Annotated in this window: 23 protein-coding genes; 12 read left to right on the top strand and 11 right to left on the bottom strand. The window is 65.5% G+C overall.

Going from position 1 to position 25,670, the window contains the following annotated elements:
• Positions 1–62: 62 nt before the first annotated feature.
• Positions 63–2,384, top strand: coding sequence for a putative bifunctional diguanylate cyclase/phosphodiesterase (locus tag QM470_RS12925; RefSeq protein ID WP_283339543.1), 2,322 nt, complete (start codon positions 63–65; stop codon positions 2,382–2,384).
• Between the two features lie 101 nt (positions 2,385–2,485).
• On the opposite strand, the gene QM470_RS12930 is transcribed toward QM470_RS12925, so the two are convergent.
• Both QM470_RS12930 and QM470_RS12935 read right to left on the bottom strand, forming a co-directional pair.
• Positions 2,486–3,427, bottom strand: coding sequence for a Bug family tripartite tricarboxylate transporter substrate binding protein (locus tag QM470_RS12930; RefSeq protein WP_218334283.1), 942 nt, complete (start codon positions 3,425–3,427; stop codon positions 2,486–2,488).
• Between the two features lie 49 nt (positions 3,428–3,476).
• Positions 3,477–4,670, bottom strand: a complete 1,194-nt coding sequence (locus tag QM470_RS12935; protein ID WP_283339544.1) for a M20 aminoacylase family protein — start codon at positions 4,668–4,670, stop codon at positions 3,477–3,479.
• Positions 4,671–5,365: 695 nt separating this feature from the next.
• Between QM470_RS12935 and QM470_RS12940 the strand changes: the two genes are divergently transcribed.
• The 3 genes from QM470_RS12940 (at position 5,366) to QM470_RS12950 (ending at position 9,079) form a co-directional block, all read left to right on the top strand.
• The gene (locus QM470_RS12940) at positions 5,366–6,367 is read left to right on the top strand and encodes a DHH family phosphoesterase (RefSeq protein WP_066538993.1); all 1,002 of its coding nucleotides are present in this window, start codon (positions 5,366–5,368) and stop codon (positions 6,365–6,367) included.
• 287 nt (positions 6,368–6,654) lie between these two features.
• On the top strand, positions 6,655–7,311 hold the full coding sequence (locus QM470_RS12945) for a TetR/AcrR family transcriptional regulator (RefSeq protein ID WP_283339545.1): 657 nt from the start codon (positions 6,655–6,657) through the stop codon (positions 7,309–7,311).
• Positions 7,312–7,378: 67 nt separating this feature from the next.
• Positions 7,379–9,079, top strand: a complete 1,701-nt coding sequence (locus QM470_RS12950; protein ID WP_283339546.1) for an acyl-CoA dehydrogenase family protein — start codon at positions 7,379–7,381, stop codon at positions 9,077–9,079.
• Positions 9,080–9,133: 54 nt separating this feature from the next.
• Here the strand turns inward: QM470_RS12950 and QM470_RS12955 are convergent, their stop codons facing one another.
• From QM470_RS12955 to QM470_RS12980, 6 genes are all read right to left on the bottom strand, one after another.
• Complete coding sequence (locus QM470_RS12955) at positions 9,134–9,865, bottom strand: pseudouridine synthase (protein WP_283339580.1); 732 nt, start codon at positions 9,863–9,865, stop codon at positions 9,134–9,136.
• Between the two features lie 241 nt (positions 9,866–10,106).
• Entirely contained in the window at positions 10,107–10,571 is a 465-nt protein-coding gene (gene azu, locus QM470_RS12960) for an azurin (protein ID WP_283339547.1), read from the bottom strand.
• Between the two features lie 117 nt (positions 10,572–10,688).
• Positions 10,689–11,225, bottom strand: a complete 537-nt coding sequence (locus QM470_RS12965) for a RidA family protein (protein WP_280025516.1) — start codon at positions 11,223–11,225, stop codon at positions 10,689–10,691.
• Positions 11,226–11,323: 98 nt separating this feature from the next.
• The gene (locus QM470_RS12970; protein WP_280011838.1) at positions 11,324–11,794 is read right to left on the bottom strand and encodes a c-type cytochrome; all 471 of its coding nucleotides are present in this window, start codon (positions 11,792–11,794) and stop codon (positions 11,324–11,326) included.
• A 29-nt stretch (positions 11,795–11,823) separates the two neighbouring features.
• Positions 11,824–13,365: a flavin monoamine oxidase family protein gene (locus tag QM470_RS12975; protein ID WP_283339548.1), complete on the bottom strand. Its 1,542-nt coding sequence runs from the start codon at positions 13,363–13,365 to the stop codon at positions 11,824–11,826.
• Positions 13,366–13,748: 383 nt separating this feature from the next.
• Positions 13,749–15,062 carry an MFS transporter gene (locus QM470_RS12980; protein WP_280011840.1) on the bottom strand — a complete coding sequence of 438 codons (1,314 nt, stop codon included), beginning with the start codon at positions 15,060–15,062 and terminating at the stop codon, positions 13,749–13,751.
• Between the two features lie 82 nt (positions 15,063–15,144).
• On the opposite strand from QM470_RS12980, the gene rarD reads away from it, so the two are divergent.
• Both rarD and QM470_RS12990 read left to right on the top strand, forming a co-directional pair.
• On the top strand, positions 15,145–16,035 hold the full coding sequence (gene rarD, locus QM470_RS12985; protein ID WP_283339550.1) for an EamA family transporter RarD: 891 nt from the start codon (positions 15,145–15,147) through the stop codon (positions 16,033–16,035).
• Positions 16,036–16,533: 498 nt separating this feature from the next.
• Entirely contained in the window at positions 16,534–16,872 is a 339-nt protein-coding gene (locus QM470_RS12990) for a MoaF-related domain-containing protein (protein WP_066538981.1), read from the top strand.
• A gap of 387 nt (positions 16,873–17,259) precedes the next feature.
• Here QM470_RS12990 and QM470_RS12995 read toward each other — a convergent pair whose 3' ends face one another.
• Positions 17,260–18,138 (bottom strand): META and DUF4377 domain-containing protein, encoded by an 879-nt coding sequence (locus QM470_RS12995; RefSeq protein ID WP_283339551.1) that lies wholly within the window; start codon positions 18,136–18,138, stop codon positions 17,260–17,262.
• Positions 18,139–18,572: 434 nt separating this feature from the next.
• Between QM470_RS12995 and QM470_RS13000 the strand changes: the two genes are divergently transcribed.
• Positions 18,573–19,124 carry a DUF2242 domain-containing protein gene (locus tag QM470_RS13000; RefSeq protein ID WP_283339552.1) on the top strand — a complete coding sequence of 184 codons (552 nt, stop codon included), beginning with the start codon at positions 18,573–18,575 and terminating at the stop codon, positions 19,122–19,124.
• Positions 19,125–19,374: 250 nt separating this feature from the next.
• On the opposite strand, the gene QM470_RS13005 is transcribed toward QM470_RS13000, so the two are convergent.
• A complete protein-coding gene (locus QM470_RS13005; RefSeq protein ID WP_502846840.1) occupies positions 19,375–20,256 on the bottom strand; it encodes a peptidoglycan DD-metalloendopeptidase family protein in 882 nt (293 codons plus the stop codon).
• A 260-nt stretch (positions 20,257–20,516) separates the two neighbouring features.
• On the opposite strand from QM470_RS13005, the gene QM470_RS13010 reads away from it, so the two are divergent.
• On the top strand, positions 20,517–21,686 hold the full coding sequence (locus QM470_RS13010) for an acyltransferase family protein (RefSeq protein ID WP_283339553.1): 1,170 nt from the start codon (positions 20,517–20,519) through the stop codon (positions 21,684–21,686).
• Between the two features lie 236 nt (positions 21,687–21,922).
• Positions 21,923–22,294, top strand: a complete 372-nt coding sequence (locus QM470_RS13015) for an oxidoreductase (protein ID WP_192334389.1) — start codon at positions 21,923–21,925, stop codon at positions 22,292–22,294.
• Positions 22,295–22,486: 192 nt separating this feature from the next.
• On the opposite strand, the gene QM470_RS13020 is transcribed toward QM470_RS13015, so the two are convergent.
• Positions 22,487–24,301, bottom strand: coding sequence for a glutamine--tRNA ligase/YqeY domain fusion protein (locus QM470_RS13020; protein WP_283339554.1), 1,815 nt, complete (start codon positions 24,299–24,301; stop codon positions 22,487–22,489).
• Positions 24,302–24,540: 239 nt separating this feature from the next.
• Here QM470_RS13020 and QM470_RS13025 point away from each other — a divergent pair, with 239 nt between their 5' ends.
• The 3 genes from QM470_RS13025 to aroQ all read left to right on the top strand — a co-directional run bounded on the left by QM470_RS13025 (position 24,541) and on the right by aroQ (position 25,645).
• Positions 24,541–24,882 (top strand): hypothetical protein, encoded by a 342-nt coding sequence (locus tag QM470_RS13025; protein WP_066538967.1) that lies wholly within the window; start codon positions 24,541–24,543, stop codon positions 24,880–24,882.
• Positions 24,883–24,958: 76 nt separating this feature from the next.
• Positions 24,959–25,123, top strand: coding sequence for a hypothetical protein (locus QM470_RS13030; protein ID WP_283339555.1), 165 nt, complete (start codon positions 24,959–24,961; stop codon positions 25,121–25,123).
• 63 nt (positions 25,124–25,186) lie between these two features.
• Positions 25,187–25,645 carry a type II 3-dehydroquinate dehydratase gene (gene aroQ / locus QM470_RS13035; RefSeq protein WP_283339556.1) on the top strand — a complete coding sequence of 153 codons (459 nt, stop codon included), beginning with the start codon at positions 25,187–25,189 and terminating at the stop codon, positions 25,643–25,645.
• Positions 25,646–25,670: the final 25 nt, after the last annotated feature.

Consider the following 25,670-nt stretch of genomic DNA (forward strand, 5'->3'; position numbering starts at 1 on the left):
TGTCACCATGAGTGAGTGCTGACGCTATCATGCGCCAACCATCACCTTCATGACGGGCTTTCATGCAAGCGCTGCAGCGTTCGCTTTCTCCGCAGGATGAGACCTTCAGTCGCAGTCTGGTGCGATTGGGGGGCATCTTTGTGGCGCTGCAATCGGTCGTGCTGGCGGCGGCCTACTGGCTGGAAGGTGCGCCTGACTGGCCGTGGCGCTTGCTGGCCAATGCCATCGCCTGCTCCATCGGCATGGCCGCCTGGGCGCTGGAGCGCAAGGGGCGCTGGATTGGTGCCACCTATGTGCTGGTCTGGGGTCTGTGGGGGGTGATCGTGCTGGCGGCCCTGGCCACAGGAGGGGCACGCAGCCACAACCAGCTGGGTCTTCCCATCATCTTGCTGTTCTGTGGCTGGGTGCTGGGACAGCAGCCAGCGCTGTGGCTGCTGGCGGCTTCGCTGGGCGCGACCATGGCGTTCAAGCTGGCGCAGTTGTGGGGCGTGATGGGGGGGCTGGTCATGACCTGGACCTCCGTGATCTACACCTGCGGCATGCTGGTGCTGACAGTGGTTGCCACCTTGCTGGCGCGTCAGCATTTCATGAGCCGGGCGGCCATTGCGGAAGCGGCGCAGGAACAGCTGCGTGCCAGCGAGCACGAGCTGCGCAAGCTGTCCCTGGCGGTGGAGCAATGCCCGGCCAGCATTGTGATCACCGATATGCAAACGCATGTGGTGTACGCCAACCAGGCGTTCCTGCAGCGTTCCGGCTATGCGTTGCCGGAGGTGCTGGGACGCCCCACGCGTGAAGTGTCCATCACGGGCATGGATGACGCACAGCGCCAGGAGGTGCAGGAGCTGCTAGCCAAGGGGCAGACATGGCAGGGGGATTTGCGCAACCGCCGCAAGGATGGCCGGCTGGTGGTGGAGGATGTGCGCGTGGCGCCATTGCACGATGAGTTCGGTGTGCCGACCCATTATGTGGAACTCAAACAGGACATCACCGACCGCATCAAGGCCGAGGCCACCATCCACCAGCTGTCGCACTACGACCGCATCACCGGTCTGCCCAACCGCTTTGCCTTTCTCAAGCGGCTGATGGAGCTCAAGGAGCAGAGCAAGGGCCTTCGCTGCGAGATCAGCCCCTGCCCGCGCCACGGTCTGCTGGTGCTGGACGTGGACCGTTTCACCAACTTCAACGATGTGCATGGATCGGTGCAAGGGGACCAGTTGCTGCGCGCCGTGGCCGTCTGTCTCAGCGGGCTCGTGCCCTCGAGCGGGCTGCTGGTGCGCAATTCGGGCGATGAGTTTGCCATCGTGCTGGAGAATCTGGCCGTCGATGTCAGCAATGCGGAACTGCTGACCAAGGCTTTCGCGCAGCGGCTGCTGGAGGCGCTGTCGGCCGACCCGCTGTGGCTGGACGGCGTGCACGATGGCGTGCGTGTGACCTGCTGCATCGGCATGTGCGTCTTTCCGGAGCTGGCCAACGATTCCGAGATTGAAGCCCTGCGCCGTGCCAACACCGCGCTGCATGAGGCCAAGAGCCGCGGGCCGGGGCATGCGGTGATCTTCCAGGAGGTGATGGCCGAGAACGCCAGCCGCCGTTACCGCATCGAAAAAGGCCTGCGCCGTGCCGTCGGCGAGGGCGAGCTGCGCCTGTTCCTGCAAGGCCAGTACAACGCGGAAGGGGTGGCGATGGGGGTCGAGGCGCTGGTGCGCTGGGAGAACCCGGAGCGGGGCCTGCTCAGCCCGGGGGCCTTCATCCCCGTGGCCGAAGAGTCCGACCTGATCGTGTTGCTGGGGGACTGGATGCTGGAGCAGACCTGCCGCCTGCTGGTGCGGCCGGAGCTGGTCGAGCGGCGGCTGCAGCTGTCGGTGAATGTCAGTGCCCGGCAGTTTCTGCAGACCGATTTCGTGGCCAAGCTGCAGGCGCTGCTGGCGTTCACGGAGGCCGATCCTTCCCGGCTGACGCTGGAGGTGACGGAAGGTCTGGTGCTGGGGGATTTTGATGAGGCTGCGCACCGGATGCTGCAGTTGCGCGAAATGGGCATCCAGTTTGCGCTGGATGATTTTGGCACCGGATATTCGTCCATGGCCTATCTGAAGCGCCTGCCGATCCAGGAGCTCAAGATCGACCAGAGCTTTGTGCGGGACATGAACAAGAGTCAGCAGACCGAAGCGCTGGTGGAGGCCATTTTGTGGGTGGCCCACCGCTTTGGCCTGCGGGTGGTGGCTGAAGGGGTGGAGACCCCGGCCCAGGCCGCACTGCTGCATGCCTGGGAGCCGAAGATCCTGTGCCAGGGCTTTCTGTACGACCAGCCCATCCCCTGGCAGGCCTGGGTAGCGCGCTATGTGCAGCAGCTGCAGCCGCCGGTCACCGATACCGGCACGGAGGCCTGATCGCCCCGGTCCTGCGGCAAGGCCTGGCCTGCCGCAGGCACGCAGGCACGCAGGCAGAGGGTGGCAGGCCGTTGGCAGTGGCTCCGCCGCCCTCGGGTGGCTTACTGGGCCTGGATGCCGGCTTCGCTGATCACCTTGGCATTGGCCACATAGTCCTGCCGCACCAGGGTGGCAAAGGCCTGCTGGCTCATGGGGTAGGCCATGTTGTCCAGCTTACGCAGGCGCTCCTGCATTTCGGCAGATTGCAGCAGGCGGTTCACTTCGGCGTGGAAGCGCTGCTGAATGTCTGCGGGGGTGCTGGCCGGGGCATAGAAGCCAAAGGTGGAAGTCAGGTTGGCGGCGGTGAAACCCAGCTCGCCCAAGGTGGGGATCTGCGCCAGCGCCGGCATGCGGCGCGGACCCGTCACGGCCAGCACGCGCAGCTTGCCTTCGGCAATCAGGGCGTTGATGGGGGCGTAGGGGTTGGCCAGCAGCAGGTCGAACTGGGCACCGGCGGCATCGGTGATCAGCTGGGAGCCGCCCTTGTAGGGCACATGCACCAGGTTGGCGCCGGATTTGCGGCGCAGCTGCTCCACCATGATGTGGGCCAGCGTGCCGTAGCCGGATGTGGCCACGCTCACGCCCTTGGGGTGGTGTTTGGCGGCGTCCAGCACGGCCGCAAAGTCATTGCCCTTGAAGGCCGTGGTGGCCAGCACATAGACCGGGGCGTACATGACCGAGGCCACGGGCGCGATGTCGCGCAGCGGGTCATAGCCCACTTTCATGATGTGCGGGTTCAGCGTCAGCGGGCTGATGGCGCCGAAGGCAAAGGTGTAGCCGTCGCCGGCGCTGCGGGCCATTTCGGCGATGCCGATGGTGCCGCCCGCGCCGCCGCGGTTTTCAACAACGAAGGACTGGCCCAGCGTGGCCGCCATGCGCTCGCCGAACTGGCGGGCGATCACGTCGTTCACACCGCCGGCCGGGTAGGGCACGATCACGCGCACCGGGTGGCGGGGCCAGCCGGACTGCGCAGCCCAGGCCGGCAGCCCGCTGCCGACGGCCATGCCGCCCAGGGCGGCTGCCAGCAGCTTGCGCCGCGAGGGGCCGGCCCGTTCAGTCGCGGGGCTGGGTGAACCAGCGGCGAGCGAGTCGGTCCCAGAAACGGGCGCCGAGTTCGATGTTGTCGTCGTTGAAGTCATAGCCTGGATTGTGCAGCCCCACGCCGGGCAGGCCACCCTTGCCGTTGCCGATCCAACCATAGGCACCAGGGATTTCTTCCAGCATGAAGCCGAAATCCTCGGCCGTCATGGCGGGAGCGATGTCGGGGAAGGCGTTGGCGTTGCCCACCATCTCCTGCATCACCTCACCCATAAAGCGGGCTTCGCGCTCGCTGTTGGTGGTGTTGGGGTAGCCGGGCTTGTGGATGTAGGTGGCTTCACACAGATGGGCTTCGGCCACATGTTGGGAGATGCGCTTGAGGCCCTCGGTCATGTAGTCCTGCGTCTCTTTGCTCAGCGTACGCACCGTGCCGTAGATGCAGCATTCATCCGGGATGATGTTCTCGACCGTGCCGCCGTCGATCTTGCCGATGGTCAGCACTGCGCTGTCGATGGGGTCCACGCCGCGCGACACCAGGGTCTGCAGCTGGCCGACGATGGTGCAGGCGACAGGGATCGGGTCCAGCGTCTTGTGCGGCATGGCGGCGTGGCCGCCCTTGCCCTTGACGCGGATCTCGAAACGCATGGTGGACGCCATGATGGGGCCCACACGCACGGCCATCTGACCCTGGGGGAGCGACGGCCAGTTGTGCAATGCAAACACGGCATCGCAGGGGAAGAGGGTGAACAGGCCATCGTCCATCATGGCCTTGGCGCCCGCGCCACCTTCTTCGCCGGGCTGGAAGATCAGGTGCACGGTACCGTCAAAGTCGGGGTTCTGTGCCAGCAGCGTGGCGGCGCCCAGCAGCATGGTGGTGTGGCCGTCGTGGCCGCAGGCGTGCATCTTGCCGGGGATGCAGCTGGCATAGGGTGCACCGGTGGTTTCGGCCACGGGCAGGGCATCCATGTCGGCACGGATGCCCACCTGGCGGCCGGGGTTCTCTTTGCTGCGGCCCTTGCCGTAGATGCTGGTCACCACGCCGGTCTGGCCCAGGCCGCGGTGCACGGTCAGACCCAGGGCGCTCAGGTAGGCAGCCACTTTGTCGGCCGTGCGGTGTTCTTCGTATTTCAGTTCCGGGTTGGCGTGCAGGTCACGTCGGAAGCTGACCAGTTGGCCCAGGTAGGGGGTGATGTCGGATGCGGTTGTCATCTTGCTATCGGTACCGGCGCGCGGCAGGCGCCCGGCACGGGGGGAAGAGGTGTTGTCCACATTATCGTCAAAAGGAATATATGGGCATAGGGGAAACCGCATTCCGGGGTCGCAGGTAGTGCCGCTGTGAATGCATATGAAAGATGAGTGTAAATAGCTATTTGATTGGATCTGTAGCTCCTGAATTGATAGTGTTTTGGCGATGGAATGAATAAGTTCAGTCGCAAGTTGCATATCCGGAGCCGGGTGCTGGGGCGCAGTAGAGGGATGTTTTTAATTCTGAATTGGAATATTTTGTGGCGGGGTAACCGGTGGCGCCATGGCGCAGTCCTGCCGCAGTCACGCCACGGCGTGCATTCCTCTTGGGGAGGTGCTGGCTCGGCTGCCGCGCGCGCGCTGCTCCGGTAGTCCCGTGCCTGCCGCGGTGCGGTGGCGATCCGCGGTGGGCAGGCACTGGCTGACGTTGGCACCGCCAGCCTGCCATGGCGTGCGGGGCTGTGGACGTGGACGGCATGCCCACGGCCGGCCGACGGCATGCGCGGAACGACGGCCTGCGGGAGTTCAGTCCGGCGGGTACTGCATCGCTGCCCAGCGTGTGCGGGCATGGGGGCTGCAGCCTGGCTGTCCCAGTGCTGCCAGGGGTGGTGTAACGGCGCAACGCACGGGCGTGGGCAGAGCAGCGACAATCGGTGGCAATGAGCCGAACCATCCTCCCCCTGCAACTGCTGGTGGGGCCGTCGCACGACGACCCGCGCCCCCTGATCCTCTACCACGGCCGCCGCTGCCCGGACGGCTTTGGCGCCTCGCTGGCCGCCTGGCTGTACTACGGCGACAGCGCCGAGTACCGGGGCCTGGACCATGGCGAGATCCAGACCGCCGATGACCTGGGCGATCTGGATGGTCGCGCGGTCTACGTGCTGGACTTTGCCTTCGAGCCCGAGCTGCTGGCTGCCATCGAAGCGCGCGTGTCCAAGCTGGTGGTGCTGGACCACCACAAGAGCGCGGCCGAGAAGCTGACGGGCTACCAGTGCCGCTGCGGTGTGGTGCACTTCGACATGAACAAGTCCGGTGCGCGCCTGGCCTGGGAGTTCTTTCACCCCGACAAGCCGGTGCCCGGCCTGATCCGCTATGTGGAAGACCGCGATATCTGGAAGTGGGAGTTTCCGGAAAGCCCGGCCTTCCTGGCTGCGCTGGAAATGGAGCCGCGCTCCATTGCACGCTGGGCCGAGATTGCCGCCTTCACCCCCGAAGAGGAAGTCGTCTTCATGGCCCGCGGCGGCGCCATGGACGAGAAGTACCAGAAGCTCTGTGCCGACATTGCCGACAGTGCCCAGCCCCTGGTCTTCAACGGCCAGCAGGGCCTGATGGTCAACTGCAACGGCATGTTCCACAGCCAGGTGGGAGATCTGCTGTCCCGCCAAAGCGGCAGCTTTGCCTTCATGTGGCATGCCAGCACCAAGGGCGTCAAAGTGGGCCTGCGTTCGCGCTCCGAGTTCAACTGCATTCCCCTGGCAGAAGCCATGGGTGGCGGTGGCCATGCACAGGCCTGCGGCTTCAAGATGGGCAACGAGCGGCTGGTGGAACTGCTGTCCGGGACCTTCCAAAGCGATGCCGAAGCCGACTACCCCTTTGTCAAGGCACCGCTGATGGAGTTTGACGAGGACGGCAAGTGGATCCGTCCGCCCAAGGCGGATTGAGCGCACTGTCTGCCGCACCGTACCTTGCCTGCCAAGGTGCACCGCTCCAACGCCGCTTTTGCGGCGTTTTTTGATGGGGCTGCCGCATCCCGTGCCCGGTGTGCGGGTTGCCAGTGGGCGGTACTGCCGTTCGCCATCTGTGGATGGGGCCTTGCCCGGGAGAGGTCCGTGGCGTGCACGCAGAGCCTTTCGCACTGCATTCAGGTGGGCACCGGGTAAACTACAGGCCGCTTTCTCAACAAATGAACATAGATTCACTTTATTCGTGAATCCATATTCATTTCTTTATGGTCTACCGCCACACCCCTGCCGTCGAAGCCCGCTTGCACGACAACCGCAGCCGCATCCTGGCGGCCGCCCGCGCCCTGGTCAGTGAAGGCGGCTGGGCCGAGGCCCAAGTGGCCAGCGTGGCCGCCACGGCGGGTCTGGCCACCGGGACGGTGTACCGCTATTTCGCCTCCAAGGCCGAGCTGTTTGCCGAGGTGCTGTCTGCCGTCTCGCAGCGCGAGGCGGACGTGCTCGAAGGCATTGCGGCCACCGGCGGCGATGCCCACAGCCGGTTGCATGCCGCCGTGGCGGTGTTTGTGCGCCGTGCCATGCGTAACCCGCGCCTGGCCTATGCGCTGATTGCCGAGCCCTGTGACAAGGCCATCGACGAAGTGCGCCTGCAGTACCGCGCCGCCATCAGCGCCGTCATCAGCGGGCTGATCGCCCAGGGCCAGGCCAGTGGCCAGATGCGTGCCGACATGCTGGCGGACACGGCGGCCTGCTTCATTGTTGGCGGTTTCATGGAAGGGTTGATCGGCCCGCTTTCGCCGCTGAAGCAGCCCCTGCATTCCCACCCCGACCCCCAGGCCTGCCAGCGCGATGTGGAGGCGCTGGCCGAACAGATGGCCCACCTGGCCTGTGCCAGTGTGGGCAGCCCAGCGATCCCCCGCGCCTAGCCGTCGGCCGTGTGGATGCGGCGGCCGGGATGTTGTGTTGTCTTCCCCCTCAAACCCAGGAGTGCCCATGCTGACCCGAACCCATCTGTCTCCCTCCAGCGGCTTTGCCCCCACGCACGAGGTGCGCAACCAGGCCCAGCCGGCCAGCGGCTTCAACGCCTTCACCGGGGACGCCGTGCTCAGCGCCGCCATTGCGCGCGATGCACCCTGGGCCGCTGCACGCTGCGCCGCGCTGGGTGCGGTCGCGGGGGATGAGGCCGTGCAGGAGCTGGCCCGTCTGGCCAACCGCCACCTGCCCGAGCTGCAGACCCACGACCGGTTTGGCAACCGGGTGGACTGGGTGGAATTCCATCCCGCCTGGCACCAGCTGATGGCACTGGCCTGGCAGCACGAGGTGCCCAACCTCAGCTGGCGCACCAATGAATCCAACGGCCACCTGGCGCGTGCCGTGCTGTCCTATCTGTGGAACCAGGTGGAGCAGGGCACCGCCTGCCCCACGGGCATGGCCTATGCTTGTCTGCCGGGCTTTGAGGCCGAACCGGCCCTGGCCATCTGGGCCGAAAAGGCGCGCGGCACCAGCTATGAATTCAGCCGTCGCGAAGTGGCCGACAAGCCCAGCGTGGTGATTGGCTATGCCATGACCGAAAAGCAGGGCGGATCGGACCTGCGGGAGACGCAGACCACGGCCACCTTTGCCGGCACGCACGACTACCATGGCGCCGCCGCGCACTGGTACCAGCTGACGGGGCACAAATGGTTTTGCTCGGTGCCGCAGTCGGATGGCTTCTTCACCCTGGCCAAGGTGGATGGCGGTGTCACCTGCTTCTTTCTGCCGCGCACCCTGCCGGACGGCAGCCACAACCGTTTTGCGGTGCAGCGCCTCAAGGACAAGGCGGGCAACCGCTCCAACGCCTCCAGCGAGGTCGAATACCAGGGCACGCTGGCCATCCGCGTGGGGGAAGAGGGACATGGCATCCGCGAAATCCTCTCGCACGCCCACCTGACGCGGCTGGACTTTGCCGTGGGCTCGGCCGGCCTGATGCGCCAGAGCCTGACGTTGGCGCTGCGCCACACCGGCACACGCAACGCCTTCGGCAGCCGCATTGCCGAGCGGCCGATGATGGTGCAGGTGCTGGCCGATATGGCGGTGGAGGTGGAGGCCGCCACGCTGATGGCCCTGCGCGTGGCCCGCGCCACCGACGGGATGCAGACCAGCGAACACGAGCGCCTGCTGGCCCGGGTGGCCACGCCGGCCGCCAAATTCTTCAACTGCTCACGTGCGCCATCGATCGCCTATGAAGCGTTGCAATGCCACGGCGGCAACGGTTTCATCGAAGAAAACCCCATGGCCCGCCTGTACCGCGAGGCGCCGCTGAACAGCGTCTGGGAAGGCACGGCCAACATGATGTGCATGGACGTGCGCCGTGCCCTGCAGCGCGATGCCGGCTGTGTGGATGCGCTGTTCGCCGAGCTGGCGCCCCTGGCCGGCCAGCATGCACGGTTTGATGCGCTGGTGGCCCAGACCCACCGGCTGGTGCGCGACGGTCTGGAAGACGAGTACCTGGCCCGCCCCATGACCGAGGCCATTGCCCGTGTGCTGCAGGGCGCCGAGCTGCTGCGCCACAGCCCGGCCGAGGTCGGTGATGCCTTTCTGGCGACGCGCAGCGGCGCCATCGGCAGTGGCTGGGGGGTGCACTACGGGACCTGGCAGAACGCGGGCAGCCAGCCGGCGGCCCGGCGCATTGTGCAGCGCGCCGCTGTGCAGTAGGCCGCGCCACCAACGACATCGTCTCGGAGCGCGTTGCTTTTGGAGGGGGGCGGTCTATAGCGCCATGCCGCAGCTGGGAGGCAGCGGGTTCGGTCCGCTCTGCCAGCCCGGCAAGGCCATCAGGCGCTGCCACTGCTGCACCTCGGGCACATGGCCCAGCTGGCGCCAGTCGGCGCAAAAGCGCATGCGCTCGCCGGTCGCGGGGTGGGGCAGCTCCAGTGCGTGACCGTGCAGCCACAGGCGCTGCAGACCGATGCGCTCGGCCCACCAGCGGTTCAGCGGGCCCTTGCCGTGCGTGGCATCGCCCAGAATGGGGTGGGCCGTGTGTTTCAGGTGGCGGCGGATCTGGTGGCGGCGACCGGTGCGGGGAAAGGCTTCCACCAGCGAAAAACGGGTGCTGGCGTGGCGCGGGTCATAGGACTCGGGCCAGTCCAGCCGCGCCAGGCCGCGCAGCAGCGTCTGCGCCGGCTGGGCGGGAGCGTCGGGTGGGGCATCGTCGGGGTGCAGCGCATGGTCCACATCGATGTGGCCCGGGACCCAGCCGCGTGCCAGTGCCAGATAGTGCTTGTGGGCGCGGTGTTCGGCAAACGCCGCCGTCAGCTTCTGCGTGGCTTCCTTGTGTAGGCCAAACACCAGCACGCCACAGGTGCCCTGGTCCAGCCGGTGCACGGGCCAGACATGGCGGCCAATCTGGTCGCGCAGGTGCTGCAGCACAAAGCGTGTCTCATGGCGCGCCAGCGCGGTGCGGTGCACCAGCCAGCCTGCGGGTTTGTAGACCACCACCATGTCGTCATCCTGGTGGAGGAGGTGCAGCAATTCGGGACCGGCCGCCGCATGCGGTGGCTGGTCATTCAGCGGCAGGTCGGTGGGCAACAGGGGCAGGACATCGGGCACAGGCATGGCGGCAGAACGCGAACGGGCAGGCCCCAGGCCTGCACAGCCCCGCAGTGTAGGCGCTGGACTGCCACCGCATGGCGGCAGGGGCTGCTGTGCCAGCGGCGGCCACCGGAGAGGGGCCGCAGGCCGCTCAGATGCCCAGCTTGAGCGTGCCCTTCATGATGCTGTTGTGGCCGGGGAAGGAGCAGAAGTAGGTGTAGTCGGTGCCGGCTTTGAGCTTGGCTACCGGAATGTCCACCTGGGTGCTTTCACCGCCGCCGATCAGCTTGCTGTGGGCGATGACGCGCGTGTCCTGTGGCTTCACGTAGTCATTGGCCACGCCGGCGCCAATCCCGTCGGTGGCGACGGCTGCCACATCGCCCGGCACGGTCAGCACGAGGTTGTGGCCCATGGCCGTCTTGGGCAGCTTGCCCACGTGCTTGAGCGTGACCGAGAAGGTCTTGCAGGCGGCGGGCACGGACAGCGTCTTGACGTTGAACTGCATGGCGTCGTTGCTTTCCACTGTGGCGCTGCAGTCGGCTGCCAGCGCGGGCGCAGCGACAAAGGCCGTGGTGCAGGATGCAATGGCGCACAGGGTGCGAAGAAGGGTCTTCATGGTGTAAGCGGATATGGGGCCTGGCGGCGTACCGCCGTGGCCGGAACAGAGGGCGGGCGGAGGGGGGCTCCACCCGGATCGGGAGCAGCCACCGCAAAGAATGGCTGCAGGGGCGGCTTACCTGGTGACCGACTTGGCGCCGCGCACGGCCACCACTTCGATTTCCACCAGGTAGGCGGGGTTGGCCAGGGCCGCAATCTCGAATGCCGAGCGCGATGGCAGATGGGGTTGTTCGGCGGTGCCGAAGAACTGGGTGTAGCCCTTCATGAAGCCGGCAAAGTCCATCTTGTTGCCCTTGGCCGGATCCTTGACCAGGAAGACCTGCATCTTGATCACATCGGACATGGTCAAGCCCATGGACTTGAGCTGGGCGTCAATGCTCTTGAGCACGTTGACGGTCTGGCCTTCGGTGTCACCGCCGTAGGCTGCCGGGTCGTTGGCGGCCTTGCTCTTGTCCTGCATGGCTGGCACCTTGCCCGACAGGTAGATCGTGCTGGCGCCGGGCGGCACTTCCACCGCGTTGGAGATGGGGAAGCTGGAGTTGGGGATCTTGTAGCGGATCAGCTCAGGACTCTGGCTGGCATTGGTGGCACAGCCGGCCAGCAGGGCTGCGGCGCCCAGGGTGGAGATGAACAGGGTGGTGCGCAAAGACATGCAAATACCTCAATCGATAGGGTCGGTGCCGAAGAGCGGCCCGGGAGTGGGGAAAGAAGCAGGGCTGCAGCGCAGTGCGGCCCTGCCGGGGGAGCGGTTTACTTGCGGAAGAGCTTCACGTCATCGGCCTTGACCGCATCGGTGAACTGGTTGCCGAAATGCGTGCGCACGTAGTTCACCACCTCTGCCACCTGCTCGTCGTTCAGGCGGGCGGCAAAGCTGGGCATGCCGTGCAGGCCGTTCATCACCACGCCGACGGGGTAGGCGCCGGCCGCCAGCTTGGTGTTGCCGGCCAGGGCTGGGTAAAAGCCTGCGCCCTTGCTGCCCTGGCCCTGGGGCATGTGGCAGCCCTGGCAGATGGCCTGGTAGATCTTGTCGCCACCGCGCTGGGTGTTGATCTGGCGGCTGTCGGAGAACCCGGCCTGCAGCGCCGCCACCTCGGCTGCGGGGATGGCCATCACTTCGGTGGCCGTGCCGGTGGCAGGGGCCGCCAGTGCAGGCAGACTGCACAGGCTGGCCAGCAGCAGGGCGGCGGCGCTGAGACCACGGGAAGAATGCGTGTTGCTCATGGTGTTCAATTCCTTGTCGTGGGGGCCGCTCACAGGGCGGCAGCCTTGGCGTGCAGGCGCTGCACGGCGTTCAGCGACGACAGCACGGCACCTTCCTGCCAGGCAGGGATGAAGGAGATGTGTTCGCCCGCCAGCACCAGGCGGTTGTCGATCTGCGCCATGTTGTCGTAGTGCTGTTCGCGCAAGGTGTCGTTCCAGGCGCCAAAGCAGCCCTGTATCCAGCCCATGCGGTGCCAGGCCACGGAGACGCCGTTGCGGAATTCCTGCTTGTACTGGGGGTGGATCTGGCTGCCGTATTCCACGGCCAGGCGGATGCGTTCCTTGGGTGTCAGCGACGAGAAGCGGTAGGCATTGGTGTTCTCGAAGGCGTAGGCGCCCAGCAGCACGGCGGGGCCGGCGCTCATGTAGTCGTTGGAGGGGTAGGAGATCTGCTGGATGGGCAGGTCGGTGTTGGTGATGCCGCCGTAGATGCGTTCATCCTCCTCCCAGAAGCGGCGCTTGAATTCCAGGCCGATCTTCATGGAGCTGCCGTAGGGCAGGGCCTCGATGCCGGCGCGCATCTTGTCCCCGACCTGGATGTCCATCTGGGCGAGGATGGAAGCCGGAATCGTGCACACGCACCAGTCGGCCTGGACCTGCTGCGGCGCACCGTTGCGGGTGTAGCTGACGGTGACGGACTTGTCGTTCTGCGCAATCTGGGTAACGCGGGCGTTGTACTGGATGGCCTGGCCCAGGTCCTTGGCCAGCGCCTTGGGCAGCATGTCCATGCCGCCATGGGGCTGGAAAATGGTGCTGTGGAATTCGGTGAGGTTGCCGGCGCCGATCTGCGACCACAGGTTCGACTGCAGCACGTCGTGCAGGGCGATGGGCTGGGAGGCCTTGGCGCGGTCCATCAGGCCGCCGCCCGGGTCGATGTCATAGCCGCGGTATTCGCTGGTGTGCAGGCTGGCGGCGTAGCGGTATTCCTTGTCCAGCGCGCCGTAGCTCTTCAGCGCGGCCAGCAGCTTTTCGGCGTCTTCCTTGCGGATCGCGGCATCCAGGGCGCCCTGGTTGGTGGCCTTGGCCAGCAGCTCCGACACATGGCCGCGGAAGTCGGTGGAGACATGGCGGAAGCGCTGGGGCTTGCCGCCAAACGCCTTGCTGCTGTGCACATAGGCGTTGTGGTTGACCTGGTTGAACACGTCCAGCTGGATGCCGTAGCGGCGGTACAGGTCCATCATGGCATGGTGGTTGTGGGGAACACGCCAGGGGCCGGGATTCAGGTAGTTGCCCTTGGCAAACCCCACGGTCTGCGTGGTGCCGTCCAGCTCGGTGAAGCTGTCGCCACCGCGCAGCGTCCAGGCGCGGCCACCCGCGCGGTTCTGGTACTCCAGCACGGTGACCTTGTAGCCGGCGTTGCGCAGTTCCACGGCGGCCACCATGCCGGCCAGACCGGCACCCAGCACGACCACGGAGGCCCCGGGCTTGGCCTTGCCCAGCTGGATGGGGCCGGTGTAGCTGGATTCGGCCGCATGGCCCAGGGAAGTCATGGCCTGGTACATCACCGAGCCACCGGCCACCTGGCCAATCATCGAGAGCAGTTTCCGTCTGGTAAGTGGAGTTTTTTGTTCTGGCATAGGTCAGCTTGCTTTCTGTTGACGGCCGCGCGGGAAGTACGCAGACCGCCTTGGCTAGTGCAACTCGTATGCCAGCTTGGATAGATCCAGAAAGCGCATGCAGCTATTAAATTTGCACCGCTATGGTTGTGGTGCGCACCAATGCCGTGATGCAAAAAGCTACTTTGGTGCAGCTTTGTGAGCGAGTGTATGAACTCGTTAATTGATGTGTTTGGGGTCGGGCCGTGCCGCGTTGCGCTGCCTGCGCGGGGCGCAAAAAAGCCCGCTTGGAAGCGGGCTGGTGGTGGGATGCGGCTACGATCCCAGGACCTGCAGCGAGCGCTGCAGGCAGCGGTGATTCATGGAGAGGGGTGGCTGCTGGAGCGGGCCGCGTCTTCCAGCCGGTCCACACTGCGCAAGGGCTCGAACACCCGCATCCAGGTGCCCACCACCCCCAGCGTGCACAGGCTGCCGGCAATGGCCGCCGGCACGGCACCAATGGCCGATGCCATGGCGCCGGCACGGAACTCGCCCAGCTCGTTGCTGGAGCTGATGAACAGCATGTTCACCGCATTCACCCGGCCGCGCATGGCGTCGGGCGTGGAGAACTGCACCAGGGCCGAGCGGATGTAGACGCTGACCATGTCTGCCGCCCCGGCCACCGCCAGGCAGGCCAGCGACAGCCAGAACCAGTGCGACAGCGAGAAGATCAGGTTGGCCATGCCGAACACGGCCACTGCGGCAAACATCACCTTGCCCACATGGCGCTGGATGGGGCGGGTGCTCAGCCACAGGCCCATGGCCACCTCGCCCACGGCCATCGATGAGCGCAGCATGCCCAGCCCTTCGGGACCGGTGTGCAGCACTTCCTTGGCATATACCGGCAGCAGCGCCACCACGCCGCCCAGCAGCACTGCAAACAGGTCCAGCGAGATGGTGCCCAGCACGATGGGGCGGCTGCGGATGAAGCGGATGCCTTCTGCGGCGCGCTGCCACATCGTGCCTTCCAGCGGCTGGCGTGGTGCGGCATAGCGCACGGGCACCACGGCCAGCAGCAGCACGCCCAGCACCAGGGCGATGGCGCACACGGCATAGGTCAGCTCGCCGCCACCCAGGCCATACAGCAGGCCGCCCAGCATGGGGGCGGCAATGGCCGAGGTGCGCATCAGCATGCTGTTGGTCGCCAGGGCCTGGGCCAGGTGTTCGCGCGGCACGATCTGGGGCAGCAGGCTTTGCATGGCCGGGCTGGTGAAGGCGCGGCTGCAGCCAAATAGCACCAGCACGGCGTAGATGCCGCCCACCCCGTGCTCGCCCAGCGTGGTCAGCCACAGCAGCAGACCGGCGCACAAGGCTGCCACGCTCCAGCTGACGGCCAGGATGCGCTTTCGGCTCATGCGGTCGCTCAGATCCCCGGCCGGCACCAGCAGCAGCAGCATGGGCAGGAACTGCGCCAGGCCCACCAGGGCCAGCGACAGCGGGTCGCGGGTGATGTCATAGACCTGCCAGGCCACGACGATGGCCTGCATCTGCTGGGCAAAGAAGCCCAGCATGCGGGCGGCGAGAAAAGGAACAAAGCCCGGCTGGCGCAGCGCGCTGCCGTGCACCGGTGTGGGAGCGGTAGAAGACAAGGGGAGACCCGTCGAGGAAGGCAGAAGCGCTGCATTCTGGCGCATCTGCCGACTCCATGCCGCCACCTGCGCGTCATGCCACGTTCCTGCCATGGCCGACAATGCGCGGCTTGCAAGGGGGATAGGCATGGTCAAGGGTGTGCTGGCATCGGTGCTGGCTTCGGTGATGTTCGGGCTGCTGTATGCCATGGCGCCCTGGCTGGCTCCGCTGGATGGCGAGCAGATCTTTGGCTGGCGCGTGGTGGTCACCTTGCCGTTCACCACGGCATTGCTGTGGCTGCTGCAGGAGCAGGGTCAGTTGCAGGCGATGGCCGCGCGGGTGCGCGCCCAGCCATCGTTGGTGCTGGGGTTGCTGGCCAGCGCGGCGCTGCTGGGAGTGCAGCTGTGGCTTTTCATGTGGGCACCATTGCACGGCAAGGCCCTGCCGGTGTCGCTGGGCTATTTTCTGCTGCCGCTGACCCTGGTGCTGGCAGGGCGCTTGCTGTTTCATGAACGCCTGACCCGTCCGCAGCTGCTGGCTGCGGTGCTGGCCAGTCTGGGCGTGGCGTGGGAGCTGTGGCGTGCGGGAGGGCTGACGCTGGAAACGGCGATCGTCTGCCTGGGCTACCCAATCTATTTTGCGCTGCGCCGCAAGCTGGGTACAGACCACCTGGGCGGGCATTGGCTGGACATGGCGCTGCTGGTGCCGGCCGCGCTGTGGTTCATGGCCCGTGCGCCATCGGGCCTGCTGGTGTGGCAGTCTGCATCGCATCTGCAGGCCATGCTGCCGCTGCTGGGGGTGGTCAGTGCCGCCGGACTGGCGCTGTACATGCTGGCCAGCCGCTGGCTGCCCATGGGCTTGTTCGGTTTGCTGTCCTATGTGGAGCCGGTGCTGCTGGCCCTGGTGGCGCTGTTGCTGGGTGAGCAGCTGGCTCCCGGACAGCAGCCGCTGTATATCGCCATCTTTGCGGCGGTGGCGGTGCTGGTGGTGGAAGCGGTGGTGCAGCTGCGGCAGGAGCGCCGCCGGAAAGCGGTGTAGACACGGCTGTCCTTGCGCGCCGGCTCGAAGGAGCGGCCTGCCGGGTCGGCGGCATTGCGTGCCGGATGTGATGAAAAAACGGGCAGTGGCGCCAAAGCCATGCTGGGCGTGGCCTGGGCCGGTTTACAGGCCAGTTATCCACAAGGGCGCCCACACGCAGTGGGCATAAGTCCGGGCAGCACCTTGGAGGGGCGAGCGCTGTGGGCGGGTGCGTTCTGCCTCCGTGATTTTTCTGGACCGGTGCACTTGGTGCCTGGCGGCTGTCCCACCAGCATAGGCATCCGCAGTCGCTGGCGGTGAAACACCATGGATCGGTACCGGAAACCGTTCGGCGGGAATGTAGGAAAGTGAGGGCGATCTGGCGCTGGCAGTCTGACTTCCAGATCATGCTGACTATTCCTACATGTCCATGGGGTGGGCTATTGAACAATCAATTCCATAGCAAAGGCGTTTTCGACATACCGCGCTCAACCGATACAACGACAGAGGCAGACCATCATGACAATGCAATACATCGGCGCACTCCTGGGTCGTGAAGCCGTCATCGACTTCCCTGAAAGCACTGCCGAAGTCCGTTACACCGTGCGGGGGGATCTGCACTGGAGGGTGCGCGACAAGAACGGCAACATCACGCAAGGGCATGAACGCCTGAGCTATCTGCAACTGTCCGATACGCTGCACTTCCTGAACTGGATCGAAAAGACCGGCTTCACCGTGAGCCAGCTCATCGATACCGAAAACGGTACGGTCAAGGCATTCTGGTCCTATGCCGATGACCAGAGCGAGCGTGGCCACCGCGCTTCCATGTTTGTGGACGGCAAGTTCCGTTTCAACTGATAGCGGGTTGCCCCGCTGGTGGGCGGGGCCGGGAGCTGAATTCCCGCAGGCCAGGCGAATGCACGCTGCGTTCTTCGCCGCCAGGGGAGCAGACAGGAGAGAGGGAAATTGAAATCGGGGTTATGGCTGCCTACCGTGCAGCCGTTTTTTTGTCTGCGTCTTGCCTGTGTTGTGTCTGGGTTTTGTTTGCGAGCGGTCTGCAACTCCGCTGCCCACGTGCAGCAGTGATGTCCCGTCACCGGGCCTGTGACCCTGGTGCAAACCCTTGATGAACCCCGGCAAAACACTGCGCCCAAAGAAAAAAGCCATGCAGGGGCACTGCATGGCTTTGGAGAGGGCTGCGATGGCGACGCAGGCCGCTGGATGGTGGCGCGTGCGGGGCGCCGGTCAGCGTGGCTTGACGATTTCCGACTCCACCACCATGTCCAGCACATAGACATAGCGCGAGGCATCGGCCGGAACCTGCTTGCGCTCGTAGCGTTGCACGCGCAGCACGTTGCGCACGCCGGGTTCATGGCGGTAGCCTTCGATCTCGGTATAGAACAGCTGCCAGGGGCCGACTTCGGTCTTCAGGCCGCGGCTGTCGTACTGGACCGAGCGCGCCTTGAGGCACTGCATGGGGGCCACGCCGCTGCAGGCTTCACGTTGCGGTGCCACTTCCAGGAATTCGCGCACGCCTTCGCTGCCGTACAGCGTGGCGGGCGTAGGCTTGCCCTGCAGTTCCCAGCGGCCGCCGTCCTTGAAGGTCAAGGTCAGCGTGGGGGCGGCAGGACCTTCGGCCGTACGCAGCTGCCAGCTGTCGAGCTGGGCCAGGCGCTGTGCCACGCGTTGCTCCAGTTCCATCAGCGGACGGTTGTTGCAGGCGCGCATGGTGGACACCAGCTGTTCCACCAGGATGCGGTTGCCGTCCAGCGTATAGCGGCCGGCCAGCTGGTTGCACAGGTTGTGCACGCTCAACATGCCTTCGCTGGTGAAGTCCAGCTGCACATCCTTGCCTTCCACGCCCGGGCCGCTGGGTTTCCAGCCTGCCTGCTCTGCGCCCTGGGCCGTGCTGGCGCGCTGCAGCAGCCAGTGGTGGCCGCTCAGAATGCGGGCGGCGGAGGGCGTTTGCGATGGAGCAGGACGGGTCTGGGTCACTGGAGAAGCCGAGGAAGATGAAGCCGAGGGCTGGGCGCAACCGGCCAGCAGACCCAGGCACAGGCTTGCGACGGCGACAGGTTGCCATGTGGCGCGCAGCGCATGGGAAGAGGGTGTCAAATGTTTCACAGTGATGGGACAGGGTGAATGGACGGAAGTTCAGTCTCGTAGGCGGATTGGTGCTGCAGCGTCGCAGCAGCCGCCCTTGCTATGTCAGACAATAGCTTGATCTTCGCCCAGTCGTGTATCTGGTTTGTGCGTGTATTCCACGTAAATGGCAAACAAATGTATTGCGGTGGGTGGTGCACATGGAGGGAACCTTGCGTGCCATCGGCCCTCCTGTCCGGGCGCCATCGTGGGCGAGATAAAATGTCCTGCCTGGAGCGTGTGATGGCCTCTCGTGGCCGGACTGCAGCGTGGATCCTTCTGGAAGTCCCGTGCAGCCAACTCACCGCAGGCTTGCATGCATACCGCATGCGGCGCGATATGGAGTGCATGGGGTGCGGATGAGAGCAACTGGGCAAATACAAGGGCTCGCAACCAGAGCGGGATGGGCAATCGCCATGGCGGCAGCCGCCATGCTGGCAGGGTGCGGTGGCAAGTCCACGCTGCAGACCCTGCCGCCGCAGGAAAGCTTCACGTCGGCTGCCACCTTCTCGCGCATGTTCGATGCGCGGGCCGAACAGACCTGTGAAGCCGCGCGGCGCGCCTTGCTGAGCCAGGGCTACATCATCGACACCAGCCGCAAGGACCTGGTGGAAGGAAACAAGAATTTCCAGCCCGAGGCCGAACGCCATCTGCAGATGCACATCCGTGTCGTGTGCGCTGCCGAGTCGGCCGATGGCAAGCTGAGTGTGGGTTTTGTCACTGCCTTGCAGGACACCTATGCCCTGCGCAAGGCCAGCAATTCGGCCAGTGTGGGGGTCAGCGCACTGGGCTCGCTGTCGCTGCCGTTCTCGGCGGGGCATGACTCCATGATCAAGGTCGGCAGTGAAACCATCCAGTCGGAGCGTTTCTACGAAAGCTTTTTCGAGTTGATGCGGCGCTATCTGCTGGTGGACGTGGCAGATGGAACGCCTTCCTCTGTCGAATCGGCCAGTTCGAAAAAACCTTGACACCTGGCGCGCACGCCGTCGTTGTGCGCCACCCTGTCGCAGGCAATGCGGCGGGACAGGTTGAAAAAATCTTTTCGGGTCGGCGCATCCCGCAGATGCCCACCAGCCTGTGACTGCGACTACAGGCACAGGCTCCCCTGACTGGCTGCGGCCGCTTTCGGTGGGAGACCCGCCTTCGTGCGCGCAGGCCGGCGGCGATGGGCCACGGCACCCTCCGTGTCCGTGGTGCCGGTGGAAAAGCAGGGCGCTGTCAGGCAGCCAGGAACAAGGCCGGATCCACCATGGTGCGGTTCAGCATCACGCCCCAGTGCAGGTGCGGGCCCGTCACGCGGCCGGTGGCGCCCACCTGGCAGAAGCGGTCCCCGGTGCGCAGCACATCGCCGACCTTGCAGTCGGTGCGGCTCAGGTGGCAGTACATGCTCAGCAGGCCGGCACCATGGTCCAGCCACACCGTGCCGCCATTGAAGAAGTAGTCACCCACATCTACCACGGTGCCAGGCAGCGGCGCCACAATCGGTGTGCCCGTGGCGGCCGCAATGTCCATGCCGCTGTGGGGATTGCGCGCCTGGCCGTTGAAGATGCGGCGCAGGCCAAAGCTGCTGCTGCGCCGGCCGGGCACGGGCTGCAGCATGCGCAGCGGCCCCAGATCGGGTGACGGGGTGCTGAAACGCTCCATGATGGTCTTCTGGTGGGCGCGTTCGCGCTCGTGGCGGGCCAGATCGTCGGGCGCCAGGTCCACGGTCTTGGGGGAGACCTTCAAGCGCTGCTCGGTGTATTTCTTGTCCTGCACCTGGTAGCGCAGTGTGCGCTCACGTGCACTGTCCTGCACCTGCACCGCATGGGCGCCGGGTTTGGCGGACAGGGGAATGCCCACCACCGCCGTCCACTCGATCATGTCGCCCAGCACGAGCACCGGCACATCGCCGGAGCGGACCTGGGGGCGTTGGGGGGCCGGGCCCAGTGACAGGCGTGCCACGCCGCCGGGGACGCGGCTGTCCTGGGGCCACAGGCCATTGTCAGTGGCAGCCCAGCCGGGAAAAGGGAGTGCGGCCAGCGCACCCATGCCCGCCAGGGCTTGCATGGCACGGCGGCGGGAGGGAAGGTGGGTGAAATGGAGCGGTGCAGCAGACATGCGGTGGGGCAGGACGTAATGTGGGGAGGGATGCGGGGATTGTGAAGCGCGCCCGGCACGGCTGCAGCAATTCCTGGCGCAGCCATGGGGTTGGGCAGGCGGTCGGGGCTGCGGATGGCATGCGCTGGCGAGCGTGGATGGCGCAAGCTGCAGCCACCGTCTGTCAACGGGAATATGGTCTGGAACGTTGAGCTAACACAAGCAGGCCGGCATTTGAACGGCCTGCTGCTTTTTCTGCCGCTTTTGCGCACTCCCTATCCATGTCCTCCAGAAATGCCTGGCTTGACCAGGCCAAAGGGTTCGCCTGCCTGCTGATCGTTTGCCACCATCTGGCCTTCTATGGGCCGATGTCGGACGTGGTCAAGCCGGTGGCGACCCTGTTGATGGACTGGCTGTTCGACTATGCGCGCATGGCGGTGCAGGTCTTCCTGGTGCTGGGCGGCTACCTGGCCGCAGCCGGTCTGGCACCGCAGGGGCTGACGCGCCATGCCCAGCTGCTTCCGTTGCTGGGCAAGCGCTTTGTGCGCCTGGTGCTGCCTTTTGCCGCGGCGCTGGCCGTGACCATTCTGCTCACCGAGCTGGTGCGCAACATGGGGTTCGAGCACGATTCCATGTCGGCCGCCCCCACCTGGGCCCAGCTGCTGGCCCACCTGTTCCTGCTGCATGGCGTGGGGGGCTGGGAGTCCCTGTCCGCAGGCGTCTGGTATGTGGCCATTGACTTCCAGCTCTACGCCGCTGCCGCGTTGTGGATCTGGGCCTGCCACCGCCTGGCACAGGCGCCGTTGGCCGCCAAATCTGCCGCGAAGGGCGGTGCCGCAGCGGCGCCAGTTGCCAGCCGCTGGCCGCTGACCCTGGTGCAGGCCGGCATCGTGGTGCTGGTGGCGGCATCGCTGTGGGACTGGAATCTGGACAGCGGCCTGGACAACTGGGCCATCTATTTCTTTGGTGCCTACGGCCTGGGCATGATGGCCTGGTGGGCTGCACACAGCCCGCGCCCCATGGGCCGCTGGGTCTGGGCAGCGGCCATGCTGGTGCTGGGCGCTGTGGCGCTGTGGATCGAGTGGCGCACCCGCATTGCCCTGGCGCTGACCACGGCCCTGGTGCTGGCGCTGGCCGGAGCGGTGTCCTGGTCTGACCGCCTGCTGCAATGGCGCTGGTCCCCGCTGCAGCAGCTGGGCCAGATGTCGTACTCCGTGTTCCTGATCCACTTCAGCATCTGCCTGCTGGTGAATGCCGTGTGGCACATGCTGTGGCCCGAAGGCGCGTTCATCAACAGCATCGGGCTGGTGCTGGCGGTGGGCTTGTCGGTGGCTGCAGGCCGTCTGCTCTACCGCTATGTGGAAACCCAGAGTGCCAGCTGGCTGGAACTGCTGCGCTGGCAGGCCGGCACCATGGGGGTGGGCGCAGCCGTGGCGCTGAACCTGATCTGAAGCCGGTGCACACCCGGCGGTCGGTGCGGACCTGCCAACTTTCCAATCGATACGCTGGGCAGAGCATGCCGACCACAGAGCGTGGCGCCCGCAAGGCCGGTGCTGCCGGGCGGGTGTGCCGCACGCGGGCTTGTTGATCTGGCGCAGAGGCTTTGCATTCGCCCGTGGCACTGGTACTGCGGCGGGCAGCAGGCTTTTTATGATGGGGCAGTGCTTTTGAAAGGATGGGTTGCCCCATGCAGATGTTCCAGATCGTGGTGATTGGCGCCGGCGAGACCGGTACCCCTTTGTTGCAGCAGTTGTTGAATGCACCGTTTGTGCAGGTGCGCGGCGTGGCCGACCTGGACCTGAACCAGCCCGGTATCGCCCTGGCGCGCCAGCATGGCGTGCATGTCACCACCAATTTCATGGAGCTGGTGGACCACACGGTGGACATCATCATCGATGTCTCCGGTGCGCCCAGCGTGCGTGAGATCCTGCGCAGCAACATGGTGGACACGGACAACACCCATACCCTGATCGTGCACGAATCGATTGCGATGCTGATGATGTCGCTGTCTGCCGGCCGCCTGGTGGCCAGCAAGCACGGGAATATGGAATACGCCTGAAATCGGCGTGCCGTGCCGGTGGCCGGCGCAGCGGATGCATACGCCACCACCCGTCACCGTCATAAAGGACTGCCTCGGCAGTCCTTTTTGCTGGGCGGTCTGCCGCCGGGTCGCATGTGCGGCGTGCGCCGCCGGGTTCACCCCAGAAAAAAGGCTGCCGGATGGCAGCCTTTCAGGCAGGCGCGGGCGCGCTTACTTGCCCCAGGAGTCCTTCAGGCCGGTGATCTTGTTGAACACCGGGTGGGCCGCGCTGTGGTCCTTGCGGTCGGCCACAAAGTAGCCAAAGCGCTCGAACTGGAACTTGTCGTCGGGCTGGGCCGCCTTGAGCGAAGGTTCCACATAGGCGGTCACGACCTTGAGGCTGTCGGGGTTCAGCAGGGCCAGATAGTCCTTGCCGCCGGCATCAGGCTGGGCGTCGGTGAACAGGCGGTCATACAGGCGCACTTCCGCTTGCAGGCCGTCCTGCACGCCCACCCAGGTGATGGCCGCCTTGACCTTGACGCTGTCGGCGCCGGGGGTGCCACTCTTGGTGTCGGGCACCACGGTGGCCAGCACCTTGGTCACGTTGCCGTCGGCGTCCTTTTCGGCACCGGTGCATTCGATCACGTAGCCGCCCTTCAGGCGCACCTTGTTGCCGGGGAACAGGCGCTTGTAGCCCTTGGGGGGGACTTCGGCAAAGTCTTCGCGCTCGATCCAGACCTCGCGGCCCAGGGTGAAGTGGCGGTCCGGTGCCGTGGCGGGCTCATCACCGTGGTGGGGCAGGGCCGGCAGTTGGCATTGTTCCAGATGGTCGGCATTGCCAAACACCTCGGCCCAGTTGGTGAGCTCCAGCTTGACCGGGTCCAGCACCACCATGGCGCGGTGGGCCTGGTTCTCGAGGTCTTCGCGCAGGCAGCCGTCCAGCGTGGCGTAGTCGATCCAGCTGTAATCCTTGGTCACGCCAATGCGTTCGCAGAAGTTGCGGATGGATGCAGGGGTGTAGCCCCGGCGGCGCAGGCCGACGATGGTGGGCATGCGGGGGTCGTCCCAGCCGGTCAGCGTGCCGCTGTCCACCAGGTGCTTGAGCTTGCGCTTGCTGGTGACCACATAGGTCAGGTTCAGGCGCGCGAACTCGTACTGGCGTGGCTGGGGTGCATCGATCAGGCCACCGGCGCGCAGGTGGTCCAGCAGCCAGTCGTAGAACGGGCGCTGGTCTTCGAACTCCAGGGTGCAGATGGAGTGGGTGATGTGCTCGTACGCATCCTCGATAGGATGGGCAAACGTGTACATCGGGTAGATGCACCACTGGTTGCCGGTGTTGTGGTGCTCGGCATGGCGCACGCGGTAGATCGCGGGGTCGCGCAGATTGATGTTGGGGGCGGCCATGTCGATCTTGGCGCGCAGCACGGCGGCGCCATCGGCCAGCTTGCCGGCCTTCATGTCGGCAAAGCGGGCCAGGTTGTCGGCCACGCTGCGGTCGCGGAACGGGCTGTTCACGCCGGGGCGGGTGAAGTCGCCGCGGTTGGCCTTCATGTCTTCGGCCGATTGCTCGTCCACATAGGCCAGGCCCTGTTCGATCAGGTGCACGGCGCAGCGGTACATGAAGTCGAAATAGTTGCTGGCGAAGTACAGGTTGTTGTTGCCCTGGGGGTCCTTCCAGTCAAAGCCCAGCCACTGGACGGCATCCTTGATGCTGTCCACATATTCCTGGTCTTCTTTTTCCGGGTTGGTGTCGTCAAAGCGCAGGTGGCACACGCCGCCAAAGTCGCGTGCCAGACCAAAGTTCAGGCAGATGGACTTGGCGTGGCCCACGTGCAGATAGCCGTTGGGCTCGGGCGGGAAGCGGGTGCGGATCTTGGCCTCGTCCACCTGGCCTTGCTGGTGGTGCTGCGCATCGCCCGGCGTGCCACCCCAGTGGCGCTGGGCGTAGGTGCCTTTTTCCAGGTCGGCTTCGATGATTTGGCGCAGGAAGTTGGTGGGTTTGACCACTTCCGGCGCATTGCTGGTGGTATTGACGGGGGTGCTCATAGGGGCGTCATTGTAGGCGGCTGGCCGCCACTGCAGCGTTGCCTGCGCGCCATGCCCGGGTCTGCACAAGGGCGCGGGGTGGTGTGACCGGGGTCTTCAACGTCAAGAAACGTTAAGTCACAAAAGTAGCAGGAATGCTGACATCCAAAAACAGGCCTGCCACGTTAAATCTGCAAGCAGGGTGTGTGGCCTGTGCCGCAGCCACCCTTCCTCCCCCGCAGAACGAGGAGATACAACATATGTGGAAAAACCCCATCCCCGCCCTGATCGTCGCTGCCGCCGCATTGGCTGGCTCGGTGGGCACGGCCCAGGCCGGTGGCAATATCAGCTGGTCTGTGGGCATCAATGCCGGTCCCCCCGTCGTCTATGGCCCGCCGCCCGTCTACATGGCGCCGCAACCGGTGTATGTGGCACCGCCGCCGCGCTATTACGCACCGCCGCCGCGGGTGGTGTATGCACCGCCGCCCGTCATGCTGTGGGCGCCGCCGCCGCCTCCCCCCCGTGGCTGGCACCACCACCGCCACCATGACCGCGGTTATGACCGGGGTTACCGTGGCCATGGCCACGATTACCGCCGCTGAGCTTCAGAAAATTTCCGTTCCCGTCGCCTACTGATACACCGGGTGGCGGGACCGGGCCGTTTTTGTGCCTGGCCCCATGTCTGCGATCGCCGGCATGGGGTTTGTTTTTGGCTGCGCCGCATGGCTTGCGCACAGCGCCAGTTTGGCTGCAGATGCAGACAGACTAGGGTTTATGCCTAGAGTTGGTGGCGGTCGCGGCTGCTTCGCCGTCGAAGTGCCCGCAATTGTCGAAAAACTGTGATCACCAGCACCGATCGCCCTGGAGTGGCGCCGCATAATCGGCGGCAGTCGCTGGAGTGTTTGCATGCAAAAAACCGTCTTTGTTCTCAATGGCCCCAATCTGAACCTGCTGGGCACACGGGAACCTGCCATCTATGGTGCTGACACCTTGGCCGATGTCCAGGCCTTGTGCGAGGCAGCCTGTGCCCGCCACGGCCTGGCACTGCGCTTTCACCAAAGCAACCACGAAGGCCAGCTGATCGACTGGATCCACGAAGCCGGCCGCCTGCATGCGCAAGGCCTGCTGGCGGGCCTGGTGTTCAACGCCGGGGCCTTCACCCACACCAGCGTGGCGTTGATGGACGCCGTCAAGGGCACGGGCGTGGCGCTGCTGGAACTGCACATCACCAACGTGTTTGCGCGCGAGGCCTTCCGCCACCATTCCTATCTGTCGCCGGTGGCACGCGCGGTGGTGTGCGGCCTGGGCGTGCAGGGCTATGCGCTGGCCATCGATGCCGTGGCCCAGTGGTCCGCAGCAGGCTGAACCTCCCGATCCGAATCCCCCCTCT

The organism is Comamonas sp. 17RB (genome assembly GCF_030056555.1).
Taxonomy (GTDB): Bacteria; Pseudomonadota; Gammaproteobacteria; order Burkholderiales; family Burkholderiaceae_C; genus Comamonas; species Comamonas terrigena.